The sequence below is a fragment of the Nocardia callitridis genome, assembly GCF_039543305.1.
Lineage (GTDB): Bacteria > Actinomycetota > Actinomycetes > Mycobacteriales > Mycobacteriaceae > Nocardia > Nocardia callitridis.
Map to the genome: position 1 here is coordinate 549,916 of NZ_BAABJM010000002.1, position 26,780 is coordinate 576,695.

General features: G+C 65.2%; 24 protein-coding genes. 9 read left to right on the forward strand and 15 right to left on the reverse strand.

Annotated features, from left to right (window positions below; translation table 11 throughout):
• The first annotated feature begins 96 nt into the window (after nt 1-96).
• The gene (locus tag ABEA50_RS11275) at nt 97-999 is read left to right on the forward strand and encodes a LysR family transcriptional regulator (RefSeq protein ID WP_345495215.1); all 903 of its coding nucleotides are present in this window, start codon (nt 97-99) and stop codon (nt 997-999) included.
• 45 nt (nt 1,000-1,044) lie between these two features.
• Here ABEA50_RS11275 and ABEA50_RS11280 read toward each other — a convergent pair whose 3' ends face one another.
• The 4 genes from ABEA50_RS11280 to ABEA50_RS11295 form a co-directional block, all read right to left on the reverse strand.
• A complete protein-coding gene (locus ABEA50_RS11280; protein ID WP_345495216.1) occupies nt 1,045-2,418 on the reverse strand; it encodes an MFS transporter in 1,374 nt (457 codons plus the stop codon).
• Nucleotides 2,405-3,304, reverse strand: coding sequence for an amidohydrolase family protein (locus ABEA50_RS11285; protein WP_345495217.1), 900 nt, complete (start codon nt 3,302-3,304; stop codon nt 2,405-2,407). The genes ABEA50_RS11280 and ABEA50_RS11285 overlap by 14 nt, the downstream gene beginning before the upstream one ends.
• 37 nt (nt 3,305-3,341) lie before the next feature.
• On the reverse strand, nt 3,342-3,737 hold the full coding sequence (locus tag ABEA50_RS11290; protein WP_345495219.1) for a RidA family protein: 396 nt from the start codon (nt 3,735-3,737) through the stop codon (nt 3,342-3,344).
• Between the two features lie 253 nt (nt 3,738-3,990).
• A complete protein-coding gene (locus ABEA50_RS11295; RefSeq protein WP_345495220.1) occupies nt 3,991-4,878 on the reverse strand; it encodes a TIGR03854 family LLM class F420-dependent oxidoreductase in 888 nt (295 codons plus the stop codon).
• Nucleotides 4,879-5,089: 211 nt separating this feature from the next.
• Between ABEA50_RS11295 and ABEA50_RS11300 the strand changes: the two genes are divergently transcribed.
• Both ABEA50_RS11300 and ABEA50_RS11305 read left to right on the forward strand, forming a co-directional pair.
• Nucleotides 5,090-5,953, forward strand: a complete 864-nt coding sequence (locus tag ABEA50_RS11300) for a TIGR03620 family F420-dependent LLM class oxidoreductase (protein WP_345495221.1) — start codon at nt 5,090-5,092, stop codon at nt 5,951-5,953.
• Between the two features lie 105 nt (nt 5,954-6,058).
• Nucleotides 6,059-7,180, forward strand: coding sequence for an epoxide hydrolase family protein (locus ABEA50_RS11305; protein WP_345495222.1), 1,122 nt, complete (start codon nt 6,059-6,061; stop codon nt 7,178-7,180).
• A gap of 52 nt (nt 7,181-7,232) precedes the next feature.
• On the opposite strand, the gene ABEA50_RS11310 is transcribed toward ABEA50_RS11305, so the two are convergent.
• Nucleotides 7,233-7,796, reverse strand: coding sequence for a PadR family transcriptional regulator (locus ABEA50_RS11310; protein WP_345495223.1), 564 nt, complete (start codon nt 7,794-7,796; stop codon nt 7,233-7,235).
• 46 nt (nt 7,797-7,842) lie between these two features.
• Between ABEA50_RS11310 and ABEA50_RS11315 the strand changes: the two genes are divergently transcribed.
• The gene (locus ABEA50_RS11315; RefSeq protein ID WP_345495224.1) at nt 7,843-8,565 is read left to right on the forward strand and encodes a VOC family protein; all 723 of its coding nucleotides are present in this window, start codon (nt 7,843-7,845) and stop codon (nt 8,563-8,565) included.
• Between the two features lie 98 nt (nt 8,566-8,663).
• Nucleotides 8,664-8,834, forward strand: a complete 171-nt coding sequence (locus tag ABEA50_RS11320) for a hypothetical protein (RefSeq protein WP_345495225.1) — start codon at nt 8,664-8,666, stop codon at nt 8,832-8,834.
• Between the two features lie 173 nt (nt 8,835-9,007).
• Here ABEA50_RS11320 and ABEA50_RS11325 read toward each other — a convergent pair whose 3' ends face one another.
• From ABEA50_RS11325 to ABEA50_RS11360, 8 genes are all read right to left on the reverse strand, one after another.
• Nucleotides 9,008-10,405 carry an MFS transporter gene (locus ABEA50_RS11325; protein ID WP_345495227.1) on the reverse strand — a complete coding sequence of 466 codons (1,398 nt, stop codon included), beginning with the start codon at nt 10,403-10,405 and terminating at the stop codon, nt 9,008-9,010.
• Nucleotides 10,402-11,997 (reverse strand): flavin-containing monooxygenase, encoded by a 1,596-nt coding sequence (locus tag ABEA50_RS11330; RefSeq protein ID WP_345495228.1) that lies wholly within the window; start codon nt 11,995-11,997, stop codon nt 10,402-10,404. Before ABEA50_RS11330 ends, ABEA50_RS11325 begins: the two co-directional genes overlap by 4 nt.
• Nucleotides 11,998-12,187: 190 nt before the next feature.
• On the reverse strand, nt 12,188-12,682 hold the full coding sequence (locus ABEA50_RS11335; RefSeq protein WP_345495229.1) for a glycine-rich domain-containing protein: 495 nt from the start codon (nt 12,680-12,682) through the stop codon (nt 12,188-12,190).
• A gap of 11 nt (nt 12,683-12,693) precedes the next feature.
• The gene (locus ABEA50_RS11340; RefSeq protein WP_345495230.1) at nt 12,694-13,908 is read right to left on the reverse strand and encodes a phenylacetate--CoA ligase family protein; all 1,215 of its coding nucleotides are present in this window, start codon (nt 13,906-13,908) and stop codon (nt 12,694-12,696) included.
• Between the two features lie 454 nt (nt 13,909-14,362).
• Nucleotides 14,363-15,334 (reverse strand): sugar ABC transporter substrate-binding protein, encoded by a 972-nt coding sequence (locus ABEA50_RS11345; RefSeq protein ID WP_345495231.1) that lies wholly within the window; start codon nt 15,332-15,334, stop codon nt 14,363-14,365.
• 31 nt (nt 15,335-15,365) lie between these two features.
• On the reverse strand, nt 15,366-16,361 hold the full coding sequence (locus ABEA50_RS11350) for an ABC transporter permease (protein WP_345495232.1): 996 nt from the start codon (nt 16,359-16,361) through the stop codon (nt 15,366-15,368).
• Nucleotides 16,354-17,883 (reverse strand): sugar ABC transporter ATP-binding protein, encoded by a 1,530-nt coding sequence (locus ABEA50_RS11355; RefSeq protein ID WP_345495234.1) that lies wholly within the window; start codon nt 17,881-17,883, stop codon nt 16,354-16,356. Before ABEA50_RS11355 ends, ABEA50_RS11350 begins: the two co-directional genes overlap by 8 nt.
• Before the next feature lie 160 nt (nt 17,884-18,043).
• Nucleotides 18,044-19,012, reverse strand: a complete 969-nt coding sequence (locus ABEA50_RS11360) for an MsnO8 family LLM class oxidoreductase (protein ID WP_345495235.1) — start codon at nt 19,010-19,012, stop codon at nt 18,044-18,046.
• 199 nt (nt 19,013-19,211) lie between these two features.
• Here ABEA50_RS11360 and ABEA50_RS11365 point away from each other — a divergent pair, with 199 nt between their 5' ends.
• Nucleotides 19,212-20,036: a Uma2 family endonuclease gene (locus ABEA50_RS11365; RefSeq protein WP_345495236.1), complete on the forward strand. Its 825-nt coding sequence runs from the start codon at nt 19,212-19,214 to the stop codon at nt 20,034-20,036.
• A gap of 210 nt (nt 20,037-20,246) precedes the next feature.
• On the forward strand, nt 20,247-21,782 hold the full coding sequence (locus tag ABEA50_RS11370; protein ID WP_345495237.1) for an FAD-dependent oxidoreductase: 1,536 nt from the start codon (nt 20,247-20,249) through the stop codon (nt 21,780-21,782).
• Between the two features lie 210 nt (nt 21,783-21,992).
• Here ABEA50_RS11370 and ABEA50_RS11375 read toward each other — a convergent pair whose 3' ends face one another.
• Both ABEA50_RS11375 and ABEA50_RS11380 read right to left on the reverse strand, forming a co-directional pair.
• Nucleotides 21,993-23,237 carry a cytochrome P450 family protein gene (locus ABEA50_RS11375; protein WP_345495238.1) on the reverse strand — a complete coding sequence of 415 codons (1,245 nt, stop codon included), beginning with the start codon at nt 23,235-23,237 and terminating at the stop codon, nt 21,993-21,995.
• Between the two features lie 21 nt (nt 23,238-23,258).
• Nucleotides 23,259-24,434: a cytochrome P450 gene (locus tag ABEA50_RS11380; RefSeq protein WP_345495239.1), complete on the reverse strand. Its 1,176-nt coding sequence runs from the start codon at nt 24,432-24,434 to the stop codon at nt 23,259-23,261.
• A gap of 519 nt (nt 24,435-24,953) precedes the next feature.
• Here ABEA50_RS11380 and ABEA50_RS11385 point away from each other — a divergent pair.
• Both ABEA50_RS11385 and ABEA50_RS11390 read left to right on the forward strand, forming a co-directional pair.
• On the forward strand, nt 24,954-26,246 hold the full coding sequence (locus ABEA50_RS11385) for a low temperature requirement protein A (protein ID WP_345495240.1): 1,293 nt from the start codon (nt 24,954-24,956) through the stop codon (nt 26,244-26,246).
• Between the two features lie 92 nt (nt 26,247-26,338).
• Nucleotides 26,339-26,770 carry a nitroreductase family deazaflavin-dependent oxidoreductase gene (locus ABEA50_RS11390; protein ID WP_345495241.1) on the forward strand — a complete coding sequence of 144 codons (432 nt, stop codon included), beginning with the start codon at nt 26,339-26,341 and terminating at the stop codon, nt 26,768-26,770.
• Nucleotides 26,771-26,780: the final 10 nt, after the last annotated feature.

Here is a 26,780-nt window from a genome sequence, read left to right on the forward strand (position 1 = left end):
ACTCCCTCGGTTGCCGATTGCGGTAGCGAATACGACGCTATGAGCGGATTTCCGACGACTCAAGACAAAGCCGAACAGTATTGATAAATTCCAAGCATGAATGTGGATACTGCCCTTCTCCGCTCGTTCACCGTCGTTGCCGAGGAATTGCATTTCGCGCGCGCGGCCGAGCGGTTATACATCGAGCAGCCCGCCCTCAGCCAGCGAATCAAGCGTCTGGAGCAGCGAATCGGCGTGCGATTACTGACTCGCGATACCCGCAACGTGCGACTGACCCCGGCAGGTGCAACCTTCCTGAAAGATGCGGCGGAGATTCTCGACCGAATCGACAACGCTGTTGAGCGTGCCCGCGAAGCGCAGAAAGGTTCCCGCGGTCTGGTACGTATCGCATACACGCTCAGTGTGGGATACGAGACGTTGCCGGTGATACTGTCCGCCGCACACGAGCGGGCCCCCGGCCTCGAGTTCGAGGCGTTGGAAATGTGGGAGCGCGATGTGCTCGACGCGGTCCGTCGCCGCACCATGGATATCGGCGCGGTGCGCTGCGACCCACCCGGGGACGGACTCGTCTCCATTCTCATCCGAAGGGAGCCGCTGATTCTCGCTGTGCCGACCGGCCACCACCTCGCCGGAAGGCAAGGCATCAGCGTCACCGAACTCGCCGGTGAGCGTTTCGTCGTCACTCCCGCCACGCTGGCGCCGGGCTATCAGGGACTCATCGACGACATCTTCGCCGCCGCCGGGTTCACCCCGAAAGCGGTCGCCAACCCGGTCCCGGGCAGCAGGGTAATGACCGTACTGCGCCGCAACGAGGCCGTGTCCATCCTGCCCGCCTCCGCCGAGCAGATCCACCCCAGCGGCGTCGCGGCCTTTCTCCCCATCACCGACGACTTCGCGCGGTTGCCAGTCCGGCTGGTGTATCGCGAAGACGCGGATCCGGCCGTCGCCGCCTTCGCCGAAACAGCACAGCTACACGGACGCGAAAACAACTGGTTGTGACACGGATTCGGCCCGAGGCGATGGATCGCCCCGGGCCGAACGTACTCACGTGTGCACAGTATTTCGAGACAAAGCTCCTCGCGTCTCGTCGGCGCGCACGATCAGCACAAGGAAACCGACCGCGATAAGCAGGCTGAGCACGATCAGAACCGGCACCATACTGCCCGCCCCCGCACTGAGCGCCGTCACCAGCGTCGGCATCATCCCGCTCAGCCCGTAACCAATGTTCCAAGCGAATGCAGTTGCGGTAGAACGGAGTTCAGTAGGAAAGCGCTCGTTGAGGAAGATGATCAACGGGGCGCTGATCGCCCCGGAAGCCATCACCATGGTGGCGCTACAGATCAGCACGACCGCAAGATTGTCCGGGGTGACGTACCACATGAACGCGTACAGCCCGGGAATCAGGACCAGGCACGCGACACCCGCACCGAGAAACAACCGCTTACGACCGATGTGCTGACTCAGATGCCCACAGACCACTGCGACGATCGCCGAGCCCACCACATTGATGATCAGGAAGCTGCTCGTCTCCGACTGGGAAAGATGAAAAGCGTTCTTGTACACCGTCGGAAGAATTCCGGTGGTCAGATAGTACGGGGCGGATGCGGCGAAAACGATTGCCGCACTGGTCAACACCAGCGTGCGCCATCGGGCGGAGAACAGCTCCCGACCGGGACGTTCCACTCTCACGGTAACCGATTCGATGTCCCGTTCGTGGGCGATCTGGGCTTGCCGTCGCAGCCACAGCGGCGATTCCTCGATGCCGCGCAGCACAAAGTAATTCACAAACGCGCCGAGCAGCGCAACGGCGAACAAGATCCGCCATCCCCATTCGGCGAACGCCGCACTGCCGAACGCCGCGGTCAAACCCAAGACCAGCACATTGATCACCACGACGGCCAAGCTCGCACCGCCGCCTTTGATCAAACCCGCGGTCATACCCCGAAAACGCTCCGGAACGGTTTCGGTCGCGATCGTGTGGGTGGACGCGGCGATACCACCAACGAAGATACCCTGCACGATCCGCAAAACAATGAACAAGACCGGCGCGGCGAGACCGATGGTCACCACGCCGGGCAATGCTCCCATGGCCGCCGTCGCCGCGCCTGCGCCGAGAACACCGATCATCATCGACACCCGGCGCCCGGAACGATCGGAGAGCGAACCGAGCAGCAATGCACCCAGCGGGCGGACCAGCAAGCTCACTGCGAATGCGGCGTAGGTGGCCGTAAATCCGAGCATCTCGTTGTCCGAAGGGAAGAACGCCCTCGACACATGGCCTGCGACATGCAAGATGACCAGCAGATCGAACATGTCGATCGTCCAGCCCAGTACCGCTGCCGCGATGACCTTGGCATCGGCGCGCCCGAGTCGTTCCCGCGCGCTGTCCGGGTCACGCACGATGTCACCGCCGATCATCGTCGCCCCGGTTCACCGTGGCGAATCCGAACAGCTCCACGGGATTGTCTACCAGGATGCGCGCACGCATCCGCTCGTCCGGGGCGTAACGGGCAAGCAAGTCGAGCAGGTCGCCGTCATTCGGAATCGGTCCCGCGTGCAGCGGGTGTGGCCAATCCGTGGCCCACAGAACACGATCGGGTGCGTGCCTGATGTATTCGGCCGCGTAGGTGCGCGCGTCGTCCCACGGGTAGCCTGCCACCGAACGCCGGTCCCCATTGGACAGCATGATCCACCAATTGCCGCGCTCCAGTAGTTCCAGCAGATGTCGGAAGTATGGATCGTCGGTTCCGTGCTCGTATTGCAGTGGTCCCATGTGATCGATAACGACGGGCGTTTCGATTCCGTCGAGCAGCGGCGTCACCGTTCGTGGGTCGAGCCCATTCATGTGCAGCTTGAGATGCCACCCCAGCGGCAGCACCCGCCGGGCGGTCCGAATGACATCCTCCGGACTCGGCATCCGGTTCTTCAGCTTCGGATGGAAATTGAACCGAGCACCACGGACACCTGCTTCGTGCATGGCGGCCAACTCGACATCGCTGACCGAATCATTGACGACACCACATCCCCGGTATTCCGGGCCGGCGATACGCAGCGCCTCGAGCAATGCGCCGTGGTCGGCCCCGTATGCGGTGGACTGCACGATCACTCCGCGATCTATGCCGAGCTTCTTGTGCATATCCAGCATCGCTTGAACCGTGGCCTGGTGCACGACGTAAGCCGCATCCGGTTTGGTCGGAAAGCGTTGCGAATCACCGAAAATATGGACCTGACTGTCGCAGGCACCTCGCGGCACCGGATACTCCGGGGCTCGGGTATCGGGATCGAACAGCGCGTAGTCGTGCACAAGAACTCCTTCGAAAGACGCCGCCGCGAAACCGCGATCACGCGTTGGGCAGCACACCGACGACCTCGCACTGCACGAGAATGTGCGGCTGGGTGGTTCCGACCGTCACCTGTCGCGCAGGCCTACTGTGCGGGTCAGGAAAGAGATTGCCCCAGAAACGGTTCAGCGCTCCCCGAACCGCGGGCGAGGCGATCCGAACCGACATCTTCACAATGTCATCGGCGCTGCCGCCCGCAGCCGACATAATCGCGAGAACTCGCTCGAACATCCGCTCGCACTGCGTTGCGGCGTCCGGCGAGAACTCCTCAGGATCGCTCCCTCGACCGCCACCGTGCACCGCACCCGTGAAAAGCACGTTGTCGATCACACAGGCAGCTGGCACCGGATTCTCATGAGCGAATCCCTCGACATAAACACTGCGTCGGCGCGACATCGTGCCTCCTCGGCCACCTCGTTGTGCTGTGACCACCGACACTACGAACTACGCAAAAGCCTGCTCAAGTCACACAAACAGCAGTTTGATCAACAAAATGCATTAAATATCGCAGCCCCTTCATCACCCACGCAAGACCCGCACACTTCTCACAACAGGAGCGACAAGGGTGACTCCGTTGTTTTCGGCACGGTTCGCTGCGCAGCACTTGCCCGCCGACGCGCATAGTTTTTTTTCCGGCACAGAACGACCGCTACTGATCAGTCTGTCGCGGGATCAATTCGGCCGCAAAGTGATCGATGAATTCTTCGAAGGATCTTGGGCCGGTGTAGCGAACCACGAACTTGCTGAGTCCGGCCTCGAGGTAACCGTCGAGGAGTCGGTGTAGGTCTGCCCAGCCGTCGGCGATCATGCTCGTCGGGTCGATGCCGGGTCGGCGATGGCGGACTACCGCCGCCAGTTCGGCGGGGATGCCGCCCTCGGCGATGGCCAGGTTGATGCCGAAGTGGTCGTCCTCGATCTCTCGACCCGCGTCGGCCGCCGTGGACTGGATTGTTTCCCGTCCGATCCGCGCTTGCTCAGGAGTCAGAAAACTGCCGAGCCAACCGTCCGCGTAGCGGCCGATGCGGCGAAGCGCCGCGGGCGCGGAGCCGCCGAGCCAAATATCCAGCGGCCGCGCGGGGCGTGACCCGATGCCCGCGTTCCGGACGGTGAAGAATTCACCCTCGAACGAAACGTCGTCCGCATCGAGGACCGCGCGCAACAGGCGCAGCGACTCATCGAATACCGCACCACGCTGGCCCGGCGGCACCGGGAAAAGCTCACGTTCGCTCGGCTGAGCCGACTGCAGGCCGAATACCGGCAACACGCGTTTCGGCGCGAGTGCGGCGAGCGAGGCCAGTTGTTTGGCGACAAGAACCGGGTGACGACCAGGCAGGATCGCCACCGACGTTCCAACTTTCAAGCGGCTGGTCCGCGAGAGCGCGAAAGCCATACCGACGGCGGGATCCACGGCCTTCGAGTAGACGAGCTCGGACAACCACAAGGAATCCACGCCGGTCGACTCGAGCCGATCCACCACGGCCCCGAGTTGCTCCGGTGCGGTGTCAGGGCCGAGGCCGACGCCGATCCGAACTTTCATTCTTCCGCTCCTCTGCGCTCGACTGTGCCAACCGGAACCGGTGCACGATCCATTCCCCCGCCGGGCTCTCACCACCGCGAGGGTGCTCGCGGAAGCCAGCGGGAAACGCCGGTGCTGTCCGGGCGGAACGCTCCTGAACGCGCGGACGGATTCGCCGCCGCGTACCAAGGTATTGCACGGACGTGGGAGCCGTCGGTCGTAGAGTTTCGGTATGGCACAACGACTCGTCAGCGTCTGGCAGCCCTATTTCCTCGCCAACGAAGACTCCGCGGCGGTCACCGCCGCAGCGGTCGAACTGGAAGAGCTGGGGTACGCACGGCTTTGGTTCTCCGGGGGCTTCGGGAAGACCGTTCCACCACGATTCCGTGAGATCCTCGACGGCACCGAGCGGCTCGGACTCGCCTCGGGAATCCTGAGCATCTGGCATACGCCACCCGCCGAGACGGCGGCATTCACCGAGCAAGCCGAGCGTGATCATCCCGGTCGCTTCCTGCTCGGCCTCGGCGCCAGCCACGCCGCGCTGGTGGAAAACGACGACACCGCCTACCGGAAGCCGTACTCGAAGACGGTGGCCTACCTCGACGCGCTCGACGCGGCAGGGATCGCGCCCGAGCGACGGGTGCTGGCCGCGCTCGGCCCACGGATGATGGAGCTGTCACGCGACCGTTCGGTGGGCGCGCACCCGTACTTCGTTCCCGTCGAGCACACGGCCGAGGCGAGGAAGATCCTCGGGCCCGACCCACTGCTGGCACCCGAAGTCGCGGTCGTCGTCGAGCAGGACGCGGCCGCTGCGCGCCAGGTCGCCCGGCAGTACACCACCCTCTATCTCGCAATGCCGAACTACACCAACAACCTTCGACGCTTCGGTTGGACCGACGAAGACTTCGTCGATGGTGGCAGCGACCGCCTCGTCGACGCCCTCATCCCGTGGGGCACGCTCGAGCAGGTGGCGGCCGGGATCGAGAAGCACTTCCAGGCCGGGGCGGACGAGGTGGCGATCCAGGTCCTCAACGGTGGCGACGCCACCGCGTTTCCCGCCGACGCCTTCCGTGCCATCGCGGCAAAACTGATCTGACCAGCAATGAAGCGAAAGGCTCTGCGGCGCTGTATCTCTGGGTGACGAGGGCGGGTACCGCCGACAGGTGATAACGTCGATCTCGCCGAGGAAGGGAGCCCCGCCGTGGTCGCCGAGCCGTTCGAGGTCAGCATCACCGAGTCCGAGATCGCGGATCTGCGTGAACGGTTGCGACGAACGCGGTGGCCCGAGGCCGAGCCGGTGGACGACTGGTCGCAGGGGCTGCCGCTGGCTTACGCGCAGGAACTGTGCCGCAGTTGGGCCGAGGACTACGACTTCGGATTCGCCAAGCGGCTGAACGCTTTTCCGCAGTACCGCGACACCATCGATGGGTTGGGCATCCACTTCCTACACGTCCGCTCGCCGGAGCCGGACGCGTTGCCGCTGGTGCTCACGCACGGGTGGCCGGGGTCGGTGCTCGAGTTCTTGGATGTTCTCGGCCCGCTGACCGACCCGCGCGCGCACGGCGCAGACCCGGCGGACGCCTTCCATGTCGTCGCACCATCGTTGCCCGGGTACGGCTGGAGCGACAAGCCTTCGACGACCGGGTGGGGTGTCACTCGCATCGCGCGCGCCTGGGACGCCTTGATGGTTTCGCTGGGATACGAGCGGTACGGGGCGCAGGGCGGTGACTGGGGTTCGGCGGTGTCCGGTGCGCTGGGCGAGGTGGCGCCCGAACGGGTTGTCGGCGTGCACCTGAACATGGGGTCCGCGGCGCTGGGCACGTTCGATGATCCGACGCCGGCGGAGCTGGCGAATCTCGAGGCGGCGAAGGAATTCCAGCGCACCGGCCGGGGGTACTCGGGTCAGCAGGCGACGCGGCCGCAGACGCTCGGTTACGGCCTCACCGACTCCCCCGCGGGCCAGGCCGCCTGGATCGCCGAGAAGTTCTGGGCGTGGACGGACAACAACGGCCGCCCCGAGGACGCGGTGTCGCGGCAAACGATCCTCGACGCGATTTCCGTCTACTGGTTCACCGCGTCGGCCACGTCGTCGGCGCGCCTGTACTGGGAAAGCTTCGGCAGCTTCCGCGACAAGGTCACCGCACCGTCTGGGTTGTCGATCTACCCGCGCGAAATCACCCGCCCGTCCCGGCGAGAGGCCGAACGGCGGTTCACCGACCTGCGCTGGTTCGAGGAACTACCGCACGGTGGCCACTTCGCCGCATTGGAGCAGCCGAAGTCGCTGGTCGAGCAGGTGCGCGGATTCTTCCGTCTGTTTCGCTGATCGTCGGCGGCACAGCACTATTCGGTGTCGAATTATCGCGCCGCCGAGCCGTTCACCCCTCGCCCTCGAAGGTGTACGCGCCACCTTCGATTCGCTCGATCAGGCCGAGGGTCCACTCCGCGCCCGCGTCCGCCGAGTGCACCCAGAAGCGCATGACCTCGCCGATGTGACCGAACTGTTCGGACCCGCCCTCCGGGGCGTAGTAGTCGGTCACGCTCTTGCGCCACTCCGCGTGCCCCGCCACCCGCTTCCTCAGTAGCGCCACCGCCTCCTCGCGCGGCAGATGGACGAGGAAGCCGATGCCGGACGAGACGACGTCCATCTTCTGGTCATGGGAGACGAGCGCCCGGCGAAGGAGGGAGAAGAACTCCTCGGTGCCCCGCTGTGTGAGTTCGTACTCGGTGCGTGGCGGTCCGCCCGCCGTGGACGGGGCGATCTCGTGGGCCAGCAGCAGACCTCGCTTCGCCATTTGCTTGAGCGCGTGGTAGATCGAGCCGGGCTGTGCGCTCGACCACTCGTGCGCACCCCATTGTTCGAGGTCGTTGCGCACCTGATAGCCGTGCGCGCGGCCACGCTGGCGGACGGCGCCCAGTACGAGGAGACGGATCGCGGACATGCGGAAAACCCTTCCTCTTCTAGTCAATTTTGACTAGTTTAGCGGTATGGCCGAGAAGACGATCCCCCTACTCCCCTGTCAGACCATCCAGCCCGTCGTCGACTTCTATACGGCGCTCGGCTTCGAGGTGACCTTCCTACAGAAGAGTCCCAACCCGTTCGCGGTTGTCGAGCGCGGCGATATCGGGCTGCAGTTCTTCGGCATGAAGAAGTACGAGCCGAGCGAGTCGTACAGCACCTGCTATGTCCTCACCGATGACGTGGACGGGCTGTACGAGGCCTTCCGGGCCGGACTCAGGGCCGCGTACGGAAAGATTCCGAGCCGGGGCATTCCGCGGATCGGGCCGCTCAAGGATATGTCCTACGGGGTGCGGCAGTTCCTGATGACCGACCCCGGGGGCAACTGCATCCGGGTCGGGCGGCCCACCAGCGAGGACCTGCACCACCGGCCCGCACCCAAGGAGACCTTCGCGCGGGCGCTGCACAACGCCACGCTCTTCGCCGACTCCAAAGAGGACCCGGCGGGTGCGGCGAAGATCATCGACCGAGTGCTCGGACTAGAGGGCGAGCGGCCGACACCCACACAGCTCGTACGCCTGCTAGTCCTGCGCGGCGACGTGGCCGGGCGACTCGGCGACGAGGCCACGGCGGCGTCCACGCTGAAGAAGGCCGCCGCGGTCCAGCTCACCGATGCGCAGCGGCAGTCGCTCGGTGTCGACCTGGCGAGACTGCGGGACCTCGCAGGTTCGGAGTCGACGCTCGAGCGGTGACAGCTGCGCAGAACCGTCTTCCAGCCGACGACATCGTCTCCATATCAGCCGACCGGAAAACCGCTATTGGGCCGTGCGCGCGGGCGTAACCTGCGGTGATGGCAAATAAGACGAACACCCTCAATGGGCGGCCGTGCCCGGTGTGTGCGCAGCCTATGAAGCAGGACGTGCGATCGGTGATGGCGTTGACCGGCGACACCGAAGAGTGGATCAATGTCGGAAACCCGTACTGCGATGTGCCCGGCTGCAACGGGTACCGCCGGCTCTGATCCAGAGGCGACGACCCGCGCCTTGCCCGGATTGTCGGGTATGCGGCACACTCGCGAGTGCGCCAGCCTCGCCACCGCGCACGCGTGCGTTGACCCATGCGGTCGTTCGTGACGAGAACTCGAGCGCGCCAAGACTTTACCGCTCGCCGAGCGTTCGACCGATGCGCGTGCGGCTACCTCTGCGACTGATGCGGCGTCCTCGTCCAGCGGTAGCCGATAACCGCCACCGCGGTCGCGATCACGAATTGCACCACCAGAATGACCGCGAAGGCAGTGGTGTGGCCGGTGACGACGAGGGCGGTATACAGCGAACCGAACGCCGTGACGCCGATCGCCATCGAGCCCTGCTGGGTAGTGACCAGCACTCCCCCGCCGACCCCGGCGTACTCGGTCGGCACCGCGCCGAGCACGGAGATCTGCGACGATCCGACCACCAGTGCCTGGCCGAGCCCGATCAGCACCAGTCCGGGCATGACCAACCACACCGCGCCGTCGCCGTGCAATACGCCCAACAGCCACAGCACGCCGACGGCCTGCCCCAGTGCGCCCGCACTCATCGTCCGGTCACCCAGGCGCGCACGCAGTTTCGGCACCGCGAACGATCCGGCGAGGAACGCCGCCGACATCGGTGCCACGGCCAGTCCGGCTGGTGCGGGGTCGAGGCCGAACCCGTGTTGCAGCGTCAATGGCAGTGCGAACAGATATCCGGCCCATGCCGCCAGGAACGGTGCCACGAGCAGCAGCCCGGTACGCACCCGTGGCTCGGTCAGCACCGAGGGCGGCAACAGCGGCACCCGCCCCTGCTCGACGACCCGCGTTTCGGTGCGCCACAACACTATTGCCGCACACGGCAGCACAACGAGCAGGGCGACAGTCCACCACGGCCAGCCCAGCAGCGCCCCACGGTTGAGTCCCACCAGTAGCAGCACGATCGTCGTACCGAGCAGCGCGGTGCCACGCAGATCGATACCCGTGGGGTGCGGGGAACGGGTCTCGGGGACCAGCAGCAGCGTCAGCACCACCGCGGCGATGCCGAGGGGCAGGTTCACCAGGAAAATCAGCCGCCACGAAGTACCCCACAGGTCGGCCTGCACCAGCACACCGCCCAGCACCAAACCGAGGATGGCCGCGAGCCCGCTCACCGCGGCGTAGCGGCTCATCGCGCGCGGCTTGCGCTCGGCAGCTACGGCGGCCTGGATCGTGCCGAGTACCTGCGGCACGATCAGCGCGGCCGCCGCACCTTGCAGAACGCGCGCGGCGACCAGCCACCCACCTGCCCCGGCCAGGGCACACAGCAACGAGGCGAGCGTGAACACCACCAACCCGGTGACGAGGACCCGCTTGCGCCCATAGGCGTCACCGAGCCGACCGCTCAGGACCAGGAAAACCGTGAACGCCAACCCGTACCCGGCCACCACCAGTTCCAGGTCGGCCCCGGAGGCGCCCAGGTCGTCGGCGATGGTGGGTAGCGCGACATTGACGATGAAGGCGTCCATCATCGGCAGCAGTGCGGCCAGCAGCAGCGTGGCCAGGCCGAGCGATCCGAGTTTCCGCTCAGCGACGGTGGTCATGCGGTGCGGAACCCCCGGTAGCCCTGGGCCGCAACGTCATCGCAGATGCGGCGGTAGGCGTCCAGGCCCCCTGCGAAGGGGGCGAACACCCGCGCCTTTCCCTCGATGTTGGCGCCGAGGTAGTAGGAATCGGTGTGCGGGTACAGGGTTCGGCCCGCGAGTTCGGCGACCCGAGCCACCCAGTCGTTTTCAGCGGACTCCAGTGCCTCGACCTCGGTGATGCCGTGCGAGCGGGCATGCAGAAGCAGCTCGCGCACCCACTCGACGTGATGCTCGATTGCCCGCATGACGTTGGACAGCACCATGGTGCTGCCGGGGCCGGTCAGCGTGAACAGGTTGGGAAACCCTGCGACCGCGAGTCCGAGGTAGCTGCGCGGCCCGTCCTGCCAGCGGTCGGCGAGTGCTTTCCCGGCACGGTCGGTGAGGCCCAGTCTGGTGAGCGATCCGGTGAAGGCGTCGAATCCGGTGGCCAGTACGAGGACATCCAGCTCGTAATCGCCACTCCTGGTGCGGATTCCGGTCTCGGTAACTTCCTCGATCGGGTCGTGGCGCAGGTCGACGAGCTCGACGTGCGAGTGATTGAAGGTTTCGTAGTAGCCGTCATCGACGCACAGGCGCTTGGTGCCGATCGGGTAGCCGATCGGCGTGAGGGCCCGCGCGAGTTGCTCGTCGTGCACTGTTTCCCGTATCCGATCGCGAAAGTATTCCGCCAGTACAGCATTCGCTGTCGGGTCGCGGCCGGTGTCGGTGAAGGTCGCGACGATGTGTGTGCCGCCGCGCTCCCACCCCTTGTCGAATTCGGCGGCACGCTCGGCCGGTTCGGTGGCCAAGGCGGCTCTGCCGGTGCCAGTTACCGGGTGCCCGAAGCGAGTGGTGCTGGCGTGCACCACTTTCCGCTCGTATTCGGTAACGGCGGCGACGCGCTCAGCCTCGGTCAGCGGACGATTTCGAGCAGGCACGCTGAAGTTGGGTGTGCGCTGAAAAACCACCAGTTCGGCGGCTTCCCTCGCTAGTTCGGGCACGAGTTGGACCCCGGAGGAGCCGGTGCCGATCACGCCGACCCGTCGACCGGTCAGCTCGACCGGTTCGGTGGGCCACCTGGCGGTGCGCAATAGTGTTCCACCGAACTGTTCCAGGCCGGGGATGGGTGGCGTGTTGACCGCGGACATGCAGCCGACGGCCGTCACCACGAACCGCGCCCGCACCTGCTCACCGGTGTCGGTACCGAGGGTCCAGCTGCCGTCGGCGAAGGTCGCACCGAGCACCGTGGTCCCGAAGGTGATGTGCGGCAACAGGTCTTGGCGTTCGGCGAAATGCTCGGCGTAGCGAAGGATTTCGGGCTGACTGGCGAACCGCGACGACCACGCCCAGGCTTCGTACAGCTCCCGATCGTGCAGGTAGGAGTAGTCCAGGCTCTCCACGTCGCAGCGGGCTCCTGGGTAGCGATTCCAGTACCACGTGCCACCGACCCCGGGCGCCGATTCATAAGCGTGACAGTCGAATCCGTGCCTGCGGAGCTGATCGAGCATGTGCATCCCGGCGAACCCGGCCCCGATTACCGCGACATCCAACACGCCGCCCAGACTACCCATTCCGGACAAACCGGCCACGTCGGTCCACGCTCTCTGTTGCTTCGTCGGTTCTGTCGGGACCAGTGCCGCCGTACCGCCCGGGGCGGGCGGGGGTCACCGAGGGCACCGCCATCGTTCGAAACGTCCGGTGACACCCTCGGTGCGTCCTCGAACCGCCACGCCCGTGGGCGAAGGAACCCTCGCTCGGCACTCAGCTACCACTGGTGGCGTCGGCAGGATGGAGTGCCGAGATGTCGCTCAGGCTGTAGTTCATCTGTTCGTGCAGGAAGCGCACCATGGTCCACCACGCGGCGCCTTCCGCATCGAATTCGCCGAATCTGCTGCAATACAGGGGAATCCAGCGCAGGGATTGCTCGATCATGGTCTCGCGGGAGGGCTGCTCGCGACCGTAGTCGGAGTAGGAAATCGACCGGTGCTCGATGAAGAATCCACCGGGGAGACGGTTCTCGCAGAGGTCGACATACTCGCGGGTTTGCAGGATGAGGTAGTGCCACACCTCGTCGATCGCCTGCTCGACGGGCAAGAACAGCCCACCGAGCTGGTCGGGGTGCGCCGAAACCAACGTCAGATAACGTACCGCCTCCCGCACCTGCACCCGCGCGACCGCGTCGTCGACCTGATTGTGTTGGCGCACATAGTGCACCGTTTCGTCGTACAGCTCACCGAGCATGTCGTGTTCTGTCATCGGTTGCTTCCTCAGCGCTCGAGCCAGGCGTATTTTCCGGACTTACCGATCGGGATGTGGCGGCGATGTTCGACGGTGACGGAAAGTCCGGTCAGCTGCGCGGCCGATGCCGCCAACGCAGTGGTTTCGTCCGCATCCAGCGCCGTTTCGTCGAAGGTGGTGTACGCCAATCGGCCATCGCCGCCCTCGACGCGCAGCTGGTAAACGAACACCCGCGGGCTGACATTCGCGACGACATCATCGAGTTCGGCCTGCGAGGTGATCGCCGTGTCGGTGACGAGTAGTTCCTTCTCGCGCCCGCAGAACCGCACGATTCGCCGCGGGTCGGCCGAGCCGTCGCTGGTGTGCACGCAGTCACCGGTGTTGTAGCGCAGCAACGGCATGAACGGGTTCCGGATACTCGAGACGATCAGATTGTGGATCCCACGGGTACCGGGAATCGGTTGCAGCTCGACTTCCATGTGTTCCAGATGCGGGTGGTACCGGCCCTGCGTATCGCCGTAGTACAGATATCCCAGCTCGGTACTGCCGAACAGTTCGACCACCGGGCAATCGAGGTGTTCTTCGAGGAACCTTCGGACGTTGCGCGGCGTGAATTCGTATCCGTGGATCGCGCTCACCGGCTGCGCGAGTCGCGTTCCACCAGCGCGCAGCAGATACGCGGCATGATAGGACGAGCAGTCGAGATGGTAACGGCCGTCGCCCTTCTCGCTGCGTACGGTGTCGATCTCGGCGAGCATCCTCTCGACGGCCGCCGGGGTCCACAATGCCGGGTCGAGGTCCTGGTTGATGTAGAAGGTTCGGTCGTCGAGCCAGCGCCTGGCGATGTCGGTGGGCTCGCCACCCTTGGACTCGTTGACTCGCGCCACGTGATCGGTGGCCAGTCGTGTTGTCACCGAAATGCGGGGAACGCCGGCGGCGAAGGTGTCGCCGATATCCGGATGGTCCTGCCACACCGCGTAATAGGTGCGCAGGAGGAAAAGTGGCGGCCGGATCAGCTGCATCCTGGCGTGATTGGTGCCGGTTGACCAGACATATTGTGCCGCACCGGACTCCAGCGCCTGCTCGACCTGGGGCGTCAGGAACGACTCGGGAAATGATTGCGCCAGATCGGCTTTGGTGATGACGGGGAAAGAATTCGCCACGGCCTGTTCCCGATAGAACGGGATCGCGCGAGTGGCCTCGACGAACGCGGGCGAAAGAGGGCGGGCAACAGGGGCTTCCATCATAGATTACCGCTCGAAGCCGGGCCGGAAAACCGGCCCGGCTCCTGCATAGCGGTTAGGAGATGCAACCGGCCTTGGAGATGCAACCCGCCTTCGAGATGCACCCGTCCTTAGCGGCTGCCGCCGAGTTCACCGACACCCACTTTTCCCAATTCTCTTCCCGGGCAAGAACCTTGATCATGTCTTTCATGGAAAATCCCTTCGGTGGAGCTGAACCTGCGTGCGACACCCAGAGTAAAGCAAAGGTAAAGGAAGAGTTTGCTGGAGTGATGAGCGTCACAAGTGACGCCCAGCCCCCACGGCAGGGAACCCGACCACATCGACACTCGGGGTACCCCGCATCGCACTGTTGGCGTCTCAACCTCGTATCGGAACCAACGCCATTGCGGCGCAGTGATATACGTGCGCACTTTCGCACAATCCCAGACCCACCCTGGAAAGGTCGGTGACGCACCTACTGTGGTGGGTCGGCGCAGCTGGGGTGCAAGATCTTCTGGATCTCCGGGGACTCCAGGTTTTGCTTGGTGATGAGCATCGAGCCGGTGTCGGTATTCGGTTCCGACTCCCCACTGCCTCGGATCTTGCCGATCACCGAACGCACTGCGCCGTAACCCATTTCGAAGGGGTTCTGCGCTATCAGTCCGGTGATTACGCCGTCGCGTAGGGCATCGATTTGACCTTCGGAGCTATCCCATCCGACGATCTTGATTTGGCCCGCCTTTCCGGCCTGCCGCACGGCCTCCGCCGCACCGAGCACACTCGGCTCGTTGCCCGCGTAGATCCCCTTCAGTCGCGGGTTCGCCGTCAGAATGTCTTGGGTGACCTGCAGTGCGGTGTTGTAGTCGCTCTGACTCGATTGGCGGGCTACCAGTGTGAGCCCCGGATGCTCGGCCAAGCCAAGCTCGAAACCCCGGCCTCTGAGTTCGTTGGTACTGGTTCCCGGCTGGAACTCGATGTAGGCGACGTCGCCGGCGTCGCCGAGTTGCTCGGCCAGCAGTGCGGTGCCCTTTCTCGCGGCCTCCACATTGTTCGTCGCGTATACCGGAACACCCCTCGGCTGCGGGTCGGTGCCGGAGTCGAGGTTGACGACCCTGGTGTTCTGCTGCTGTGCGGTCTTGCTGACCTCGGCCAATGCCCGCGCGTCCGTTGCCGCGTAAACCAGCCCGTCTACTCCCTGCGCCAGTAGATCCTGCAAGAGGTTCTGCTGGCCGCTGACGTCTTCCTCCGAGGTGACACCGTCCCAGTGCAGGTTGATGTCGGTGTCCGTGGCCCCCGCGCATTCCGCGCCGATCCTGACCTGTTCCCAGAAGTCGAAACCGATGGCCTTCGGGACGACGGCCACCCGGATCTTGCCGGAACCGCCTGCGCCACCGGTGGGTTCGTAGATCGAGCAGGCCGACAGCAGTAGCGTAAGCACAACGACCACGAGGACTTTTCTCCGCCACATCGTATGCCGCCTATCCCTCGGCGCCGCTGAGCTTGCGCCGCTGGTAGCGGTCCCACCACACGGCAAGCCAGATGATCACGCCGATCAGCACGTTCTGGTAGAAGGTGCCGATATCGAGTTGCACGGCGCCGTTGCGGATCACCGCGACCAAGAACGCGCCGATCAAGGAACCCAGCACGGTGCCGCGACCGCCGAAAAGACTTGCGCCACCGATGACTACGGCGGCAATCACATCGAGTTCCAACCCGTCACCGAAGTTGGGCTGCCCCGAGTTGATGCGCGAAGCCGCGATCATCCCGCCGAGCCCGGCCAATGCACCGGAGACCACGTACACCAGGGTGAGATGCTTGCGCACCGGGACACCGGACAGCCGCGCGGCATCCATATTGGAGCCCATGATGTAGGAGTACCGCCCCAGCCTGGTTCGGGTCAGCACCACATGCCCGAGGATCGCGACCACGACGATGATCAAAACCGGGATCGGAATCGGTCCGAGCACCCCCTGCCCGAGCAATCGGAACGAGTCCGGTGCACCGAACACGGCCACCGCGCCCGTGGCGATCAGCACCAAACCTCTACCCACACTGAGCATTCCGAGCGTCGCGATAAACGGCGGCAGCTCGACCACCGACACCAACAAGCCGTTCACCAGCCCAGCGAGCGCACCGATCACAATGCCGCCGAGAATGCCGAGCACGGGACCGAATCCGTAGTCGGCCATCAGCATCACACCGAGCACGCCGGACAGCGCCGACACCGACCCCACCGACAGGTCGATCCCGCCGGTGATGATCACCAGGGTTACCCCGACCGCCATGACCGCGTTCACCGAGGTCTGTGAGCCCAGGTTGAACAGATTGTCGGCGGTGAGGAACGACGGCGCCGCGATCGAGAGCGCGATGAACAGCACGATCAGCGTTCCGGCCGCCGCCACCTGCGAAATCGCGCCCGACATCCGGCCTTTCATGCGCAGTCCAGCACCACTCGCGCGCAGTTGCTCAGTCATGAGTGTCCTTCGCTCCCGTAGCGAGGGCGATCACACGCTCCTCAGAGAAGTCGGAGAAGTCCGCCGAGCGCGCGACCTCGCCGGTGATCCGTCCCTGCCGCATCACCAGGATGCGATCGCACATGTTCAACAGTTCCGGCAGGTAGCTGGAGATCAAAACGAGCGCTTTACCCTGCGCCGCAAGTCGATCCATCTGATGGAACATCTCCGATTTGGCTCCGACATCCATCCCCCTGCCCGGCTCGTCGAACAACAGCACCTCGGCCCCGGTCTCCAACCAGCGAGCCAGCACCACCTTCTGCTGGTTACCGCCGGACAGTAGTCGCACGGGACGGCCCACCCATGGCACGCGGATTCGTAGGCTGTCGGTGTACTTTTCGGCCACCCGCCGCTGCGCACCCAGGTCGATCAGTCCCCTGCGCATCGGAAGCTTCGCCATCGTGATGTTGGTGTCCACACCCAGTTGCAGTGCCAGGCCGTCCTCTTTCCTGCTCTCGGTGAGGTACCCGATCCCGGCCGCGATGGCGTCGGCGGGGTTGCGGATCTTCAGCCGACGGCCGTCCAAGGTGACCGTGCCGCTGTCGGGCAGTTCGGCGCCGAATATGGCGCGCGCGAGCTCGGTGCGCCCGGCGCCGACCAGCCCGGCCATTCCTACGATCTCACCGGCCCTGACCTCGAACGACGCGTCGCGAACGGTATCGGCCAGATTCAGCTCGCTGACTCGCAAGCGCACCTCGCCGGGTTCCTGATACGCGCGCGGGTACAAATTCTCGACATCCCGGCCGACCATCAGACCGACGAGTTGTCCTTCGTCGAGGTCGGACACCGGCCGGGTCTCCACTACCGCCCCGTCCCGCAGCACGGTGACGCGGTCACCGATCTCGAAGATCTCGTCCAACCGATGCGAAATGTAGAGCACCGCAATGCCTTGCGCGGTGAGTTCGCGAACGATGCCGAACAGGTCCCGCGTTTCGCTTTCGGTGAGGGTCGCGGTGGGCTCGTCCAAGATCAGCACGCTCGCCTCGACCGCGAGCGCCTTGGCCAATTCCACCCGCTGCTGCTGTGCCGTCGACAGGTGTCGCACCTGCCGGTCCGGCTCGATCGCCAATCCGACCCGGCGCAGCAGTCGCTGCGCGGCCCGTCGTTCGGCACTACGGGAGATCCAGCCGTACTTACCGGGCTCCCTGCCGATGAACAGGTTTTCCGACACCGACAGGTCCGGGGCCAGCACGAATTCCTGGTGCACCATGGAGATTCCGAGGTCGCGCGCGGCACCCGGCCCCTGGTGGGGCATCGGGCGACCGTGCAACTCGAGCACACCCGAGGTCGGTGCCTCGATCTGCGCGATGAGCTTCATCAGGGTCGACTTGCCTGCCCCGTTCTCCCCCGCCAGGACATGCACCTCACCGGCCAGGATCTCGAGATCGACGTCCGACACCGCCACCACGCCGGGGAAGCGCTTGTTCACGCCCCGCAGACGGAGCGCGGGCGGCCGATCCTCGGGACTCGCGTTGGAAACCACACGCACCCTCCCCACGATCGGCACGTATCAACCGGGAAAAACTGTGGTCCGGATCATACCCACATCGTCGGCGATGTCGAAAGGGTCTTACCCACCAACGTTTTCCATGCGATCCTCGCGTCTGCCTCCACGAGAGCGCATACCTGGGGCGCGGCTCGTGTCAGGATTGCAGGGCGGCCAGGAACTCGTCGGTGTCTTCGACATCCGCGCGCTCGAAAGTGCTGACGCTCGCGAGAATTTCTGACGCGCCGGTTCGCTCGACGATCTTCGCCAGCGCGTCGGCCACCGCTTCGGCGGTGCCCGCGACGGCCGCGTCCGTCCAGGCGCGCACAGCTTCGATCTTTTTCGAACTGCTTGCGCCGCTGAGCATTCGACGCACGTGCGCCACCGGGCGCAGGGCACGGAACTCGCCGACGTCCCGTGAGTCGGCGTATGCCCAAGCCTCCGGTAGTAGCAAGTCGCGGGCGCGCTCGGTGGTTTCCGCTACCGACACCTCGACGCTCGCGATCAGATACGGGTCAGGCACGAGCGAGCTGGGTCGAAAGTTCTGGAAATAGGCGTCGAGTCGCTTCTTGTCCCGCAGGAGCGGACCTCCGATCACCACCGGCAGACCCAGTTCGGCGGCAAGTGTCAGACCGCCTTGGATGGCGAGCAGCAGTACGGGCGGCGGATCGACGCGGGGTCGGACGGTGATGTCGGCGCGCCCGTCCAGATAGGCCAGGATCTCCGCGATCTCGGCCGCGTACGCACCGTCGCGCACGATCGTCCGCCCCAGTGCGCGCCGCACCGGAGCTGTGAAGCCGAGCGAGCCGCCGAGCCCGATGTCCACCCTGCCGGGATAGAGCGATTCGAGCAGAAGCGCCTGCTCGGCAACCACCAGCGGACGGTGGTTGGGAACCATGATCCCCCCGGTACCGAGCCGAATCCGGTCAGTGCGTGCCCCGATCGCCGCGAGCAGCAGGGTGGGCGCCGCACTGGCAATACCGGGCACCGCATGGTGCTCGGCGGTCCAGAACCGATCGAACCCGAGCCGCTCCGCGCGCACAGCCCGTTCCACCGTGCCGGCCACCGCCTCGGCGTCGGTCTCACCGCTGCGTGTCCGTGCGCGATCGAGCAAGGAAACGCGCATCAGCCCTGCCCGTCAATCCTACTGTGGCGCACCGCATCCTCTTCCTGTGCTGGGTAGTCGAAACGCGTCCTCGAGCACGCCGCCGACCCCGATTCCACGGAGCACCGACCGCTCGATCCGCCGCTGTTGCCAACATCAGAACAGTCCGCCCGATTCCCTGCCCTTGGGACACCCGGACCACCACGACGCGATCATTGTCGTGCGTGCCGCGCACACCGGACCGGCCGCTCCACAGTGGCTGACGACCGGTGACTCACTGGCTGTCGTCGACGGCTTGATCACCGGCGGGCGCCTCGGAGATATGCTCGCGCCAGCCGTCACTTCGTGCTGCGAATTGTCACGATCAGACGTCGTCTCACGCGGTATGCGGTGTCGTAAGCTCGAGCAAACGGGTCACCCTAAGGAGCTGATTGTGCCGGCCACACATTCCGACGCGCATCCCAGAATCACTGCCGAAGAGTTTCTGGCCGCCGAGCCGGACGTGTTCAGCAGCACATTCGGTGACGTCGAGATCACCGACGGTCTCGTAGTTCGCTTGATGGCTCAATCCGAAGCACACAGCCGCGTCGTTCGGCGACTCGCGACCGCCATGGATGACGCTCGCGATCCCGTGGGCCCCTGTCTGCGGGTCGGATCCGATGTTGCCGTTCGCTTCGCCGACGCCGAGGATCGCCGAACCGACCACCAGCTCAACATCCGTTACCCGGACATCTTCATCCGTGACTGCGAGCCATACGACGTCAATACTGTCCGTCACCACATCGCCCTCGTCGTCGAGGTCGTTTCCAAAAGCACTGTCGATACGGACATCAGTGAAAAGCACAAGCTCTACGCGCGCACCGGAATCCCCGCCTATCTGATCGTGCACTTCGACAAGAGCTGGGAAGCCATCGATCGCATCGAGGAATATCGGCTCGACTGGTCAGGATTGCGATACATGCCACACAAGGTTCACCGCACCGCCTTGGTCCTCGACTCACCGGTCACCCTCGCGATCACTTTCGACACTCTCCACCGCCCCTGACGACAGCGGTCCTCTTGTCGTGATGTGCTTCGCGGTTCATTCGCGGAAGACGACTTCGTCATCGGGGGCGTCGCTCGATCTTTTGCGTCCGCGACCGGTGTGCTCTGCGTGCACGTCGTCCATGACTACCCGCCGCTACTTGCGACTGCGTGTGCGTGGCCGCAAGAGGCGCGCCAGCGCCGTGCAAGCTGGCCCGGAAACCATTGGGTCATGGATGAATTCGATGTTGTTGTGGTCGGTGCCGGACCGGTGGGGTTGTTCGTTGCCTGTGAGCTCGGCCTCGCTGGATGTTCGGTGGTGGTGCTGGAGCGGGAAGCGGAGTCGGGGTCGCCCTGGCGTGCGGCGCCGCTGGGTCGGCGTGGGTTGTTCGCCACTTCGATCGACGCGTTCTATCGTCGGGGGATGTTGCCGCAGCTACGGGCGGCAGGTCACACGTTTCCGGGTGCTCCTGGACCGTCGGCGCCGCGAATCGTTGGCCATTTCGCGGGCATGATGATCGACGGTTCCGTGATCGATCCGGCGGCTGCGCCGTACCAACTTCCTCGTCCCGCGCCGGGCATGCTGATGACCAGCCTCACCGAGATCGAGGAAATACTGGCCGCGCGTGCCGAGCATCTCGGTGTGCGGGTGCACTACGGGGCGGCGGTGACGGAGCTGACGCAAGAAGACAAGGGCGTGCTCGTGCGCGCCGGTGACGACGAATACGCAGCACGATGGGTGGTCGGTTGCGATGGCGGCCGCAGCACGGTGCGCAAGCTCGCCGGTTTCGAGTTCGTCGGCACCGAGCCACAATTCACGGGATACACCATGCGCGCCACCATTCCCGATCTGGACAAACTCGGCACCGGGATGATCACCACGACCCCGACCGGCGCCTACATTCGCATGTCGATCGGCCAACAGGTAGGCCACGTCGCCATCATGGATTTCGACGGCGGCGCGTTCGATCGCAGCCGGGAGCTCACGCGGGATTACCTGCAGTCGGTGCTGCGCCGTGTGTCCGGAACCGACGTCACGATCGAGGAGGTGCAGCTGGCCTCGAGCTTCACCGACCGTGCGATGCAGACGACGAGCTACCGGCGCGGCCGTGTTCTGCTCGCGGGCGACGCCGCGCACATTCACTCCCCGCTGGGCGGGCAGGGACTCAACACCGGTTTGGGTGACGCCGGAAATCTCGGCTGGAAGCTGGCCGCGACCGTGCTCGACGACGCGCAGGACGACCTGCTCGACAGCTATACCCGCGAGCGTCACCCGATCGGCGCACGAGTGCTCGACTGGTCTCGCGCCCAGGTGGAGGTCATGCGACCGGACGCCCATTCGCGCGCGACCCGCTCCCTGCTGCGCGACCTGCTCGCGACCCGCGACGGCGCAACCTATGCGGCACAGAAGGTTTCGGGCGCCTGCATCCGCTACGACCTCGGCGACCAGCACCCACTGGTAGGTAGAGACGTGCCGGACTTCCACCTCGAGGGCGGTAGCCGCCTCGGCGACCTGATGCACGAAGGACAGGCAGTCCTGCTCGACTTCAGCGCCGACCGAGCACTGCGGGCGCCGGTAGCGAACTGGGCGAACAAGATTCGCTACTCCGCCCTGCCAGCCCGCGACAATCTGGGATTGGCCGCCGTTCTGATCCGCCCGGACGGGATCGTCGCCTGGGCCGTCGACCACGACCCCGATCGTGGTGAATTCGAGCACGCCGCAGGTCGATGGTTCGGAAAACCCGTACTGCCAGCCGCGGCTCGATAATGCGCCGACGGTGACCACCGAGCCACGCGCTGGGGCGAGCACCGCATCGTGGTCGAACTCGCGGTTGTATTACGGGCCCTTGATCACCCTCGCCTCCCACGACCACCGGACAACGCGGAATGGTCGGGCGCGCGGAGGCGAATAGCAGTTTCCACGGTGTCTCGTTCGGCGGCCCGCCGCTCCTACGTGACCTGGTGCCGACGAACCCGCTCAGGTGCGAGGCTCGCGGGGAGTCGACAGATATACCGGCAGGTGGTGATGTCCGTTGGAGATGAAGCTGGCCACCGCGCCGAGTTCCGCTGGGGCGACGGCGAGTTCGATCTCCGGGAATCGCTGGAAGATGGCGGGCAGGGCGATCGTTGCCTCCAACCTGGCCAGTGGTGCGCCGAGACAGTGGTGCGCACCGTAGCCGAAGGCGAGGTGGGTTTTGAGCGCGCGGGTGGGGTCGAATTCGTCGGCGGTGGCGCCGTGGACCGCAGGATCCCGGTTGGCACCGGCGTATCCGGCGAGGATCGGTTCCCCCTGAGCGATCACCACCTCGCCCACCGTCAGGTCTCTGACGGCGAAGCGCAGCGGAACATGCGCGAGCGGTGCTTCGAAGCGCAGCACCTCCTCGATCAGCGCCGACCATTCGACCTGGCCCGCCAGCAGCTGTGCCCGCAACTGCGGGCGCAGCAGTAGCTGGTAGATCGCCTGGTCGAGAAGGTTCACCGTTGTTTCGTGCCCGGCGCCGATCACCAGCATCAACGTGTCGACCAGCTCCAGTTCGGTGAGCGGGGTATCGACATCGTCGGCGGCGGCGACGAGCAGACTCGTCATGTCGTCGCCGGGGTGATCGCGCCTGCGAGCGACGAGTTCGAACATGAGCTCGTAGAGCGCGGCGTAGTTCGCCTGGGATTGCTCGGGCGACAATGAGGTGTCGAAGACCCCGTCCACACATTGCCGTAGCCGCGTCCGCAAATCCGCTGGCACGCCCATCAATTCGCAGATCACCCGGATCGGCAAGGGGTATGCGAAGCGTTCCCGCAGATCGGTGGGCGTGCCCGCAGGGGTTGCGGCGAGCCCATCGAGGAGTTCCTCGGTGATTTCGTGGATCCGAGGTTCCAGTGCCGTAGTGCGCCGGTGCGTGAAGGCCGGGGCGACGATCTTGCGTAGTCGGCGGTGATCGGGGCCGTAGGCGGTGAACATATTGTTCACCGCCACCCATGGGAGAAGTGGCCAGTCCTCGGCGATTTCGCCGTCACGGAAGGCGGGCCAGTGCTGCCTGGCATTCTTCGACACGTCGGGCCCCGACAGCAGCTGCTCCAGCACGGCGGCATCGGTGACCGACCACGCTCGAATGCCGCCCGGCAACTCCACGAGGGCCGCGGGCCCCCGCTCTCGGAGACGGGCACTCTCGCCTTGGATATCCGATCCTGTCGGATCGAGGACCACGGGAGTGGTGTGCTTGGCCATCGAGAGCTCCTCACTCGACTATCAAAAACCGACCGTCCCGATCGGTGGACTCGGTGGGAACCGGACCGGCAGCGAGACCAGAGCCCGGTAGAACGGGTCGGGTCGCCACTCGAGTTTCGAGACCGGCACCGCGAGTTCCAATTCCGGGAGCGCGTCGAGGAGTTGGTCGATCGCGTCCTGCACGATCAGCGTCGCGGGCGAACGCGCGGGGCAGGCGTGCGGGCCCGCGCTGAACGCCAGATGCGAACGGTTGTCGAGGATTTCGCCTCGCCGAATGGCTGGATCGTTGTTGCACGCAGCCATACTCACGACCACCGGCTGATGCGCGGGCAACCACATTCGGTCCACCAGAATCGGCTGGCGCGGATAGCTGATGCAGAAGTTCGCCATCGGCGGATCGTTGAACAGGACCTCGTCCAAGGCGTCCCTGGTCGAGAGGCTGCCATCGAGGACCGTCGCGGCGAATCGGTCATCGGTCAGCATCAGCAGCAGCGAGTTGGTGATCAGATGCTGCGGTGGCTCGAGCCCCGCACCGTAGAGCAGCACGAGCTGCTGCATCATCTCTTCATCGCTCAACCCGACCGGATGCTGGATCAGCCAGCTTGTGACGTCCTCCCCCGGCGTCGCGCGTTTGAGCTGGACGAGGTCCTGCAACGCCGCACCGAGCATCGCGTTGCCCGCGGCGGCATCGACCATCCCGAAGATGGCGGCCATCCCCTCCGATGCGCGCTGACCGATTTCGGGCGTCACCCCGAGCATCGCGCTCAGGGCGGCGAAGATGAGCGGTTGGGCGTACTGGCCGAGCACATCGGCTTCGCCGGTCTCACAGAACGAATTGATCAGCGGAACCGCGATCTGTTCGACCGTCGCGTGTAGTCGGTGCAGATCGACCTTGGCCAGCGCCGAGGAGACCGCCGACCGGTAGCGTGTGTGGTCCTGACCGGCGCTGCGAATGGGGTTGGGCCGCCATTCCATCATCGGCAGCACGGGGCAATCCGCCGGAATATTGCGCTGCCAGGTCCGCGGATCGGCGGGAAAGTGCTCAGGATCGTTGAGGATCTGCAACGCCGCCTGGTAACCGACCACCAAGGTGGCTGGGACCCCTGGCGCCAGCTCCACCGGCACCAACGAACCGAACTGGTCACGCATTTGGCGGTATGCGGCATGCGGATCGGCCGCGAACTCCGCCGAGTACATCGCAAGACGCGGTCCGCCGAAACCGCCCGGCGATGTGGTCGTGAGAACTTCACTGTCGGATATCAATGTCCCCCGGTTCCCTACTTGTCTGGTCCACGGCCGGACGCCCCACCGCGCGGCTGCCCGTCGAATTGCACCCCCGAACCTACCGCAGGTCAGCGAATGCCGCAGCAGCGCAATCTATTCAGCAAGTAATTGGCGACCCCGCGCTGGTCGCCGACCGCTGGTCTTGCCATCGCCACTGCGCGCTGCTCCGAGGATAGTCAGCGGACCCACGAGCGCCGCGATACACGCCTTGCGCGGCAAACGCTTCGCATCCGTCCGGCCTCGACATCCTCGACTCATTGCTGAGACACGTACTGGAATGACAACGACCGCTGCCCCGGCAGCACACGCGGAAGCAGGCTGGTCAGGAAGTGGCGGCGACGGCGTCGATGTCGAGGTCGGTGAGCGGTCGGGTCCGCAGGTGCTCGGCGTCTCGGCTCGATCATTGTCGTTGTGTGCGCCATGATCGCTGGCGTGACTGATTCCGAAACGTTCGACAATAGTGCGCGCGCCGGTATCGCGCATCGTTTGGCGCCGATGACCGGACGTGACCCCGACGAGAGTGGTCGTGTGGCCTCGCCGTTGGAGCTGTTGGTCGACCTCACTTTCGTCGTCGCGGTCAGTGCCGCGGCCGCGCAGTTCGCCGAATTGCTCGCGCAAGGGCAGGTCATCGGGTCGATCGCGGCGTTTGTCCTCGCGATGTTCGCGATCTTCGTCGCCTGGTTCAGCTTCACCTGGTTCGCCTCGGCGTTCGACACCGACGACTGGTTCTATCGCGTGCTGACCATGCTGCAAATGGTGGGTGTCGTGGTGTTCGCTCTGGGATTGCCGCCGATGTTCCACTCGGTGGAACACGGCGATCAACTGGAGCTACGGCTCATGGTGATCGGATACGTGGTGATGCGGATCGCGATGGTGCTGCAATGGTGGCGCGCTGCACGCCAGTCCGAGGCATTCCGCTCGGTGGGGATCGCCAATATCCGCTGGACGGTGCTTGCTCAAATCGGTTGGGTGGTCCTGGCTTTCAGTCAACCGCCGCTCACCGTCACCATCATCGCGGTTCTCGTCCTCGGTGTGCTGGAGCTGTTGCTGCCGGTGCTGGCGCAGGGTGATGCGGGAGGAACCCCCTGGCACCCCCACCACATCGCGGAGCGCTACAGCGCCTTCGCGATCATCACCCTCGGCGAAGGCGTGGTCGGCACGGTCGCCTCCTCGAGCGGGCTGCTGGGCGGCGAGGACGGACTGGATTGGACCAGCAACGCGGTCGCGGTCGTCATCGCCGGTGTCGGGCTCACCTTCGGCATGTGGTGGGTGTATTTCGCGACGCCGTTCGGCGACATCCTCGAGCTACGTCGGCGACGGGGATACCTCTTCGGCTACGGACATCTGCCGCTGTTCATCGGAATCGCGGGCGCGGGCGCGGGACTGCACGTGGCGGGACTGCACCTCGAACACGACGCGGAACTCGGCGCCGTCGCCGTGGTGCTGGCGCTGGCTTTGCCGGTCGGGATCTACCTGTTGATGGTGTATCTGCTGCACACGCTGCTGCTTTCCCGCGCCGACCGCGCCCATGTCCAGCTGATCGTCGGCACGCTCGCGGTACTGGCCGCGGCCGTCCTCCTCGCGGCCGGTGGCGTTCCGGTGGCGGTCTGCGTGCTCGTGGTCATGCTCGTGCCGTTTGTCACGGTGATTGGTTACGAGACTTTCGGTCACCGACATCAGCGGCGGATGATCACCGAGCTCGAGGCGCGCGGCGACGGGCAATAGTTCCGCGCTTTCCGGTCTGCGGAGTGGTCCGGATGCTGTGAGATCCGCCCCCCGCGGGAATCACCACGAGCCCGAACGCCTTGGATGAGGGTATGAGCAACGAAAGCGTGGAACTCAGCCCCACCGATTGGGTGCAGGACCAGACGAAGAAGATTCTCGAGACCGGGACCACCGAGGGCATCGAAGTTGTGGGTTCGCCGGTGGTGTTGCTGACCCTGCGTGGCGCCAAGAGCGGCAAGCTGCGCTACACCCCGCTGATGCGCGTCGAGCACGAAGGCAAGTACGCGGCGGTCGCGTCGAAGGGTGGCGCGCAGGAGCACCCGGTGTGGTACCACAACATCAAGGCGCACCCCGAATTTCCGTTGCAGGACGGGACCGTCACCAAGGAATACACCGCGCGCGAGGTCGAGGGCGACGAACGTGCGCAGTGGTGGGAACGCGCGGTCGCGGCGTACCCGCCCTACGCCGAGTACCAGCTCAAGACCGACCGCCAGATTCCGGTCTTCGTTCTCGAGCCGAAGTAGCCACCGGTCG

Bases quoted from the DNA above. Each gene is read 5' to 3' on its own strand.
- ABEA50_RS11300 (WP_345495221.1), top strand. From the start codon at position 5,090: ATGGCACAACGACTCGTCAGCGTCTGGCAGCCCTATTTCCTCGCCAAC.
- ABEA50_RS11335 (WP_345495229.1), bottom strand. From the start codon at position 12,682: ATGACAGAACACGACATGCTCGGTGAGCTGTACGACGAAACGGTGCAC.
- ABEA50_RS11280 (WP_345495216.1), bottom strand. From the start codon at position 2,418: ATGATCGGCGGTGACATCGTGCGTGACCCGGACAGCGCGCGGGAACGA.
- ABEA50_RS11350 (WP_345495232.1), bottom strand. From the start codon at position 16,361: ATGACTGAGCAACTGCGCGCGAGTGGTGCTGGACTGCGCATGAAAGGC.
- ABEA50_RS11325 (WP_345495227.1), bottom strand. From the start codon at position 10,405: ATGACCACCGTCGCTGAGCGGAAACTCGGATCGCTCGGCCTGGCCACG.
- ABEA50_RS11380 (WP_345495239.1), bottom strand. From the start codon at position 24,434: ATGTACTCGGCGGAGTTCGCGGCCGATCCGCATGCCGCATACCGCCAA.
- ABEA50_RS11370 (WP_345495237.1), top strand. From the start codon at position 20,247: ATGGATGAATTCGATGTTGTTGTGGTCGGTGCCGGACCGGTGGGGTTG.
- ABEA50_RS11315 (WP_345495224.1), top strand. From the start codon at position 7,843: ATGGCCGAGAAGACGATCCCCCTACTCCCCTGTCAGACCATCCAGCCC.
- ABEA50_RS11310 (WP_345495223.1), bottom strand. From the start codon at position 7,796: ATGTCCGCGATCCGTCTCCTCGTACTGGGCGCCGTCCGCCAGCGTGGC.
- ABEA50_RS11340 (WP_345495230.1), bottom strand. From the start codon at position 13,908: ATGGAAGCCCCTGTTGCCCGCCCTCTTTCGCCCGCGTTCGTCGAGGCC.
- ABEA50_RS11360 (WP_345495235.1), bottom strand. From the start codon at position 19,012: ATGCGCGTTTCCTTGCTCGATCGCGCACGGACACGCAGCGGTGAGACC.
- ABEA50_RS11390 (WP_345495241.1), top strand. From the start codon at position 26,339: ATGAGCAACGAAAGCGTGGAACTCAGCCCCACCGATTGGGTGCAGGAC.
- ABEA50_RS11320 (WP_345495225.1), top strand. From the start codon at position 8,664: ATGGCAAATAAGACGAACACCCTCAATGGGCGGCCGTGCCCGGTGTGT.
- ABEA50_RS11330 (WP_345495228.1), bottom strand. From the start codon at position 11,997: ATGGGTAGTCTGGGCGGCGTGTTGGATGTCGCGGTAATCGGGGCCGGG.
- ABEA50_RS11295 (WP_345495220.1), bottom strand. From the start codon at position 4,878: ATGAAAGTTCGGATCGGCGTCGGCCTCGGCCCTGACACCGCACCGGAG.
- ABEA50_RS11275 (WP_345495215.1), top strand. From the start codon at position 97: ATGAATGTGGATACTGCCCTTCTCCGCTCGTTCACCGTCGTTGCCGAG.
- ABEA50_RS11375 (WP_345495238.1), bottom strand. From the start codon at position 23,237: ATGGCCAAGCACACCACTCCCGTGGTCCTCGATCCGACAGGATCGGAT.
- ABEA50_RS11290 (WP_345495219.1), bottom strand. From the start codon at position 3,737: ATGTCGCGCCGACGCAGTGTTTATGTCGAGGGATTCGCTCATGAGAAT.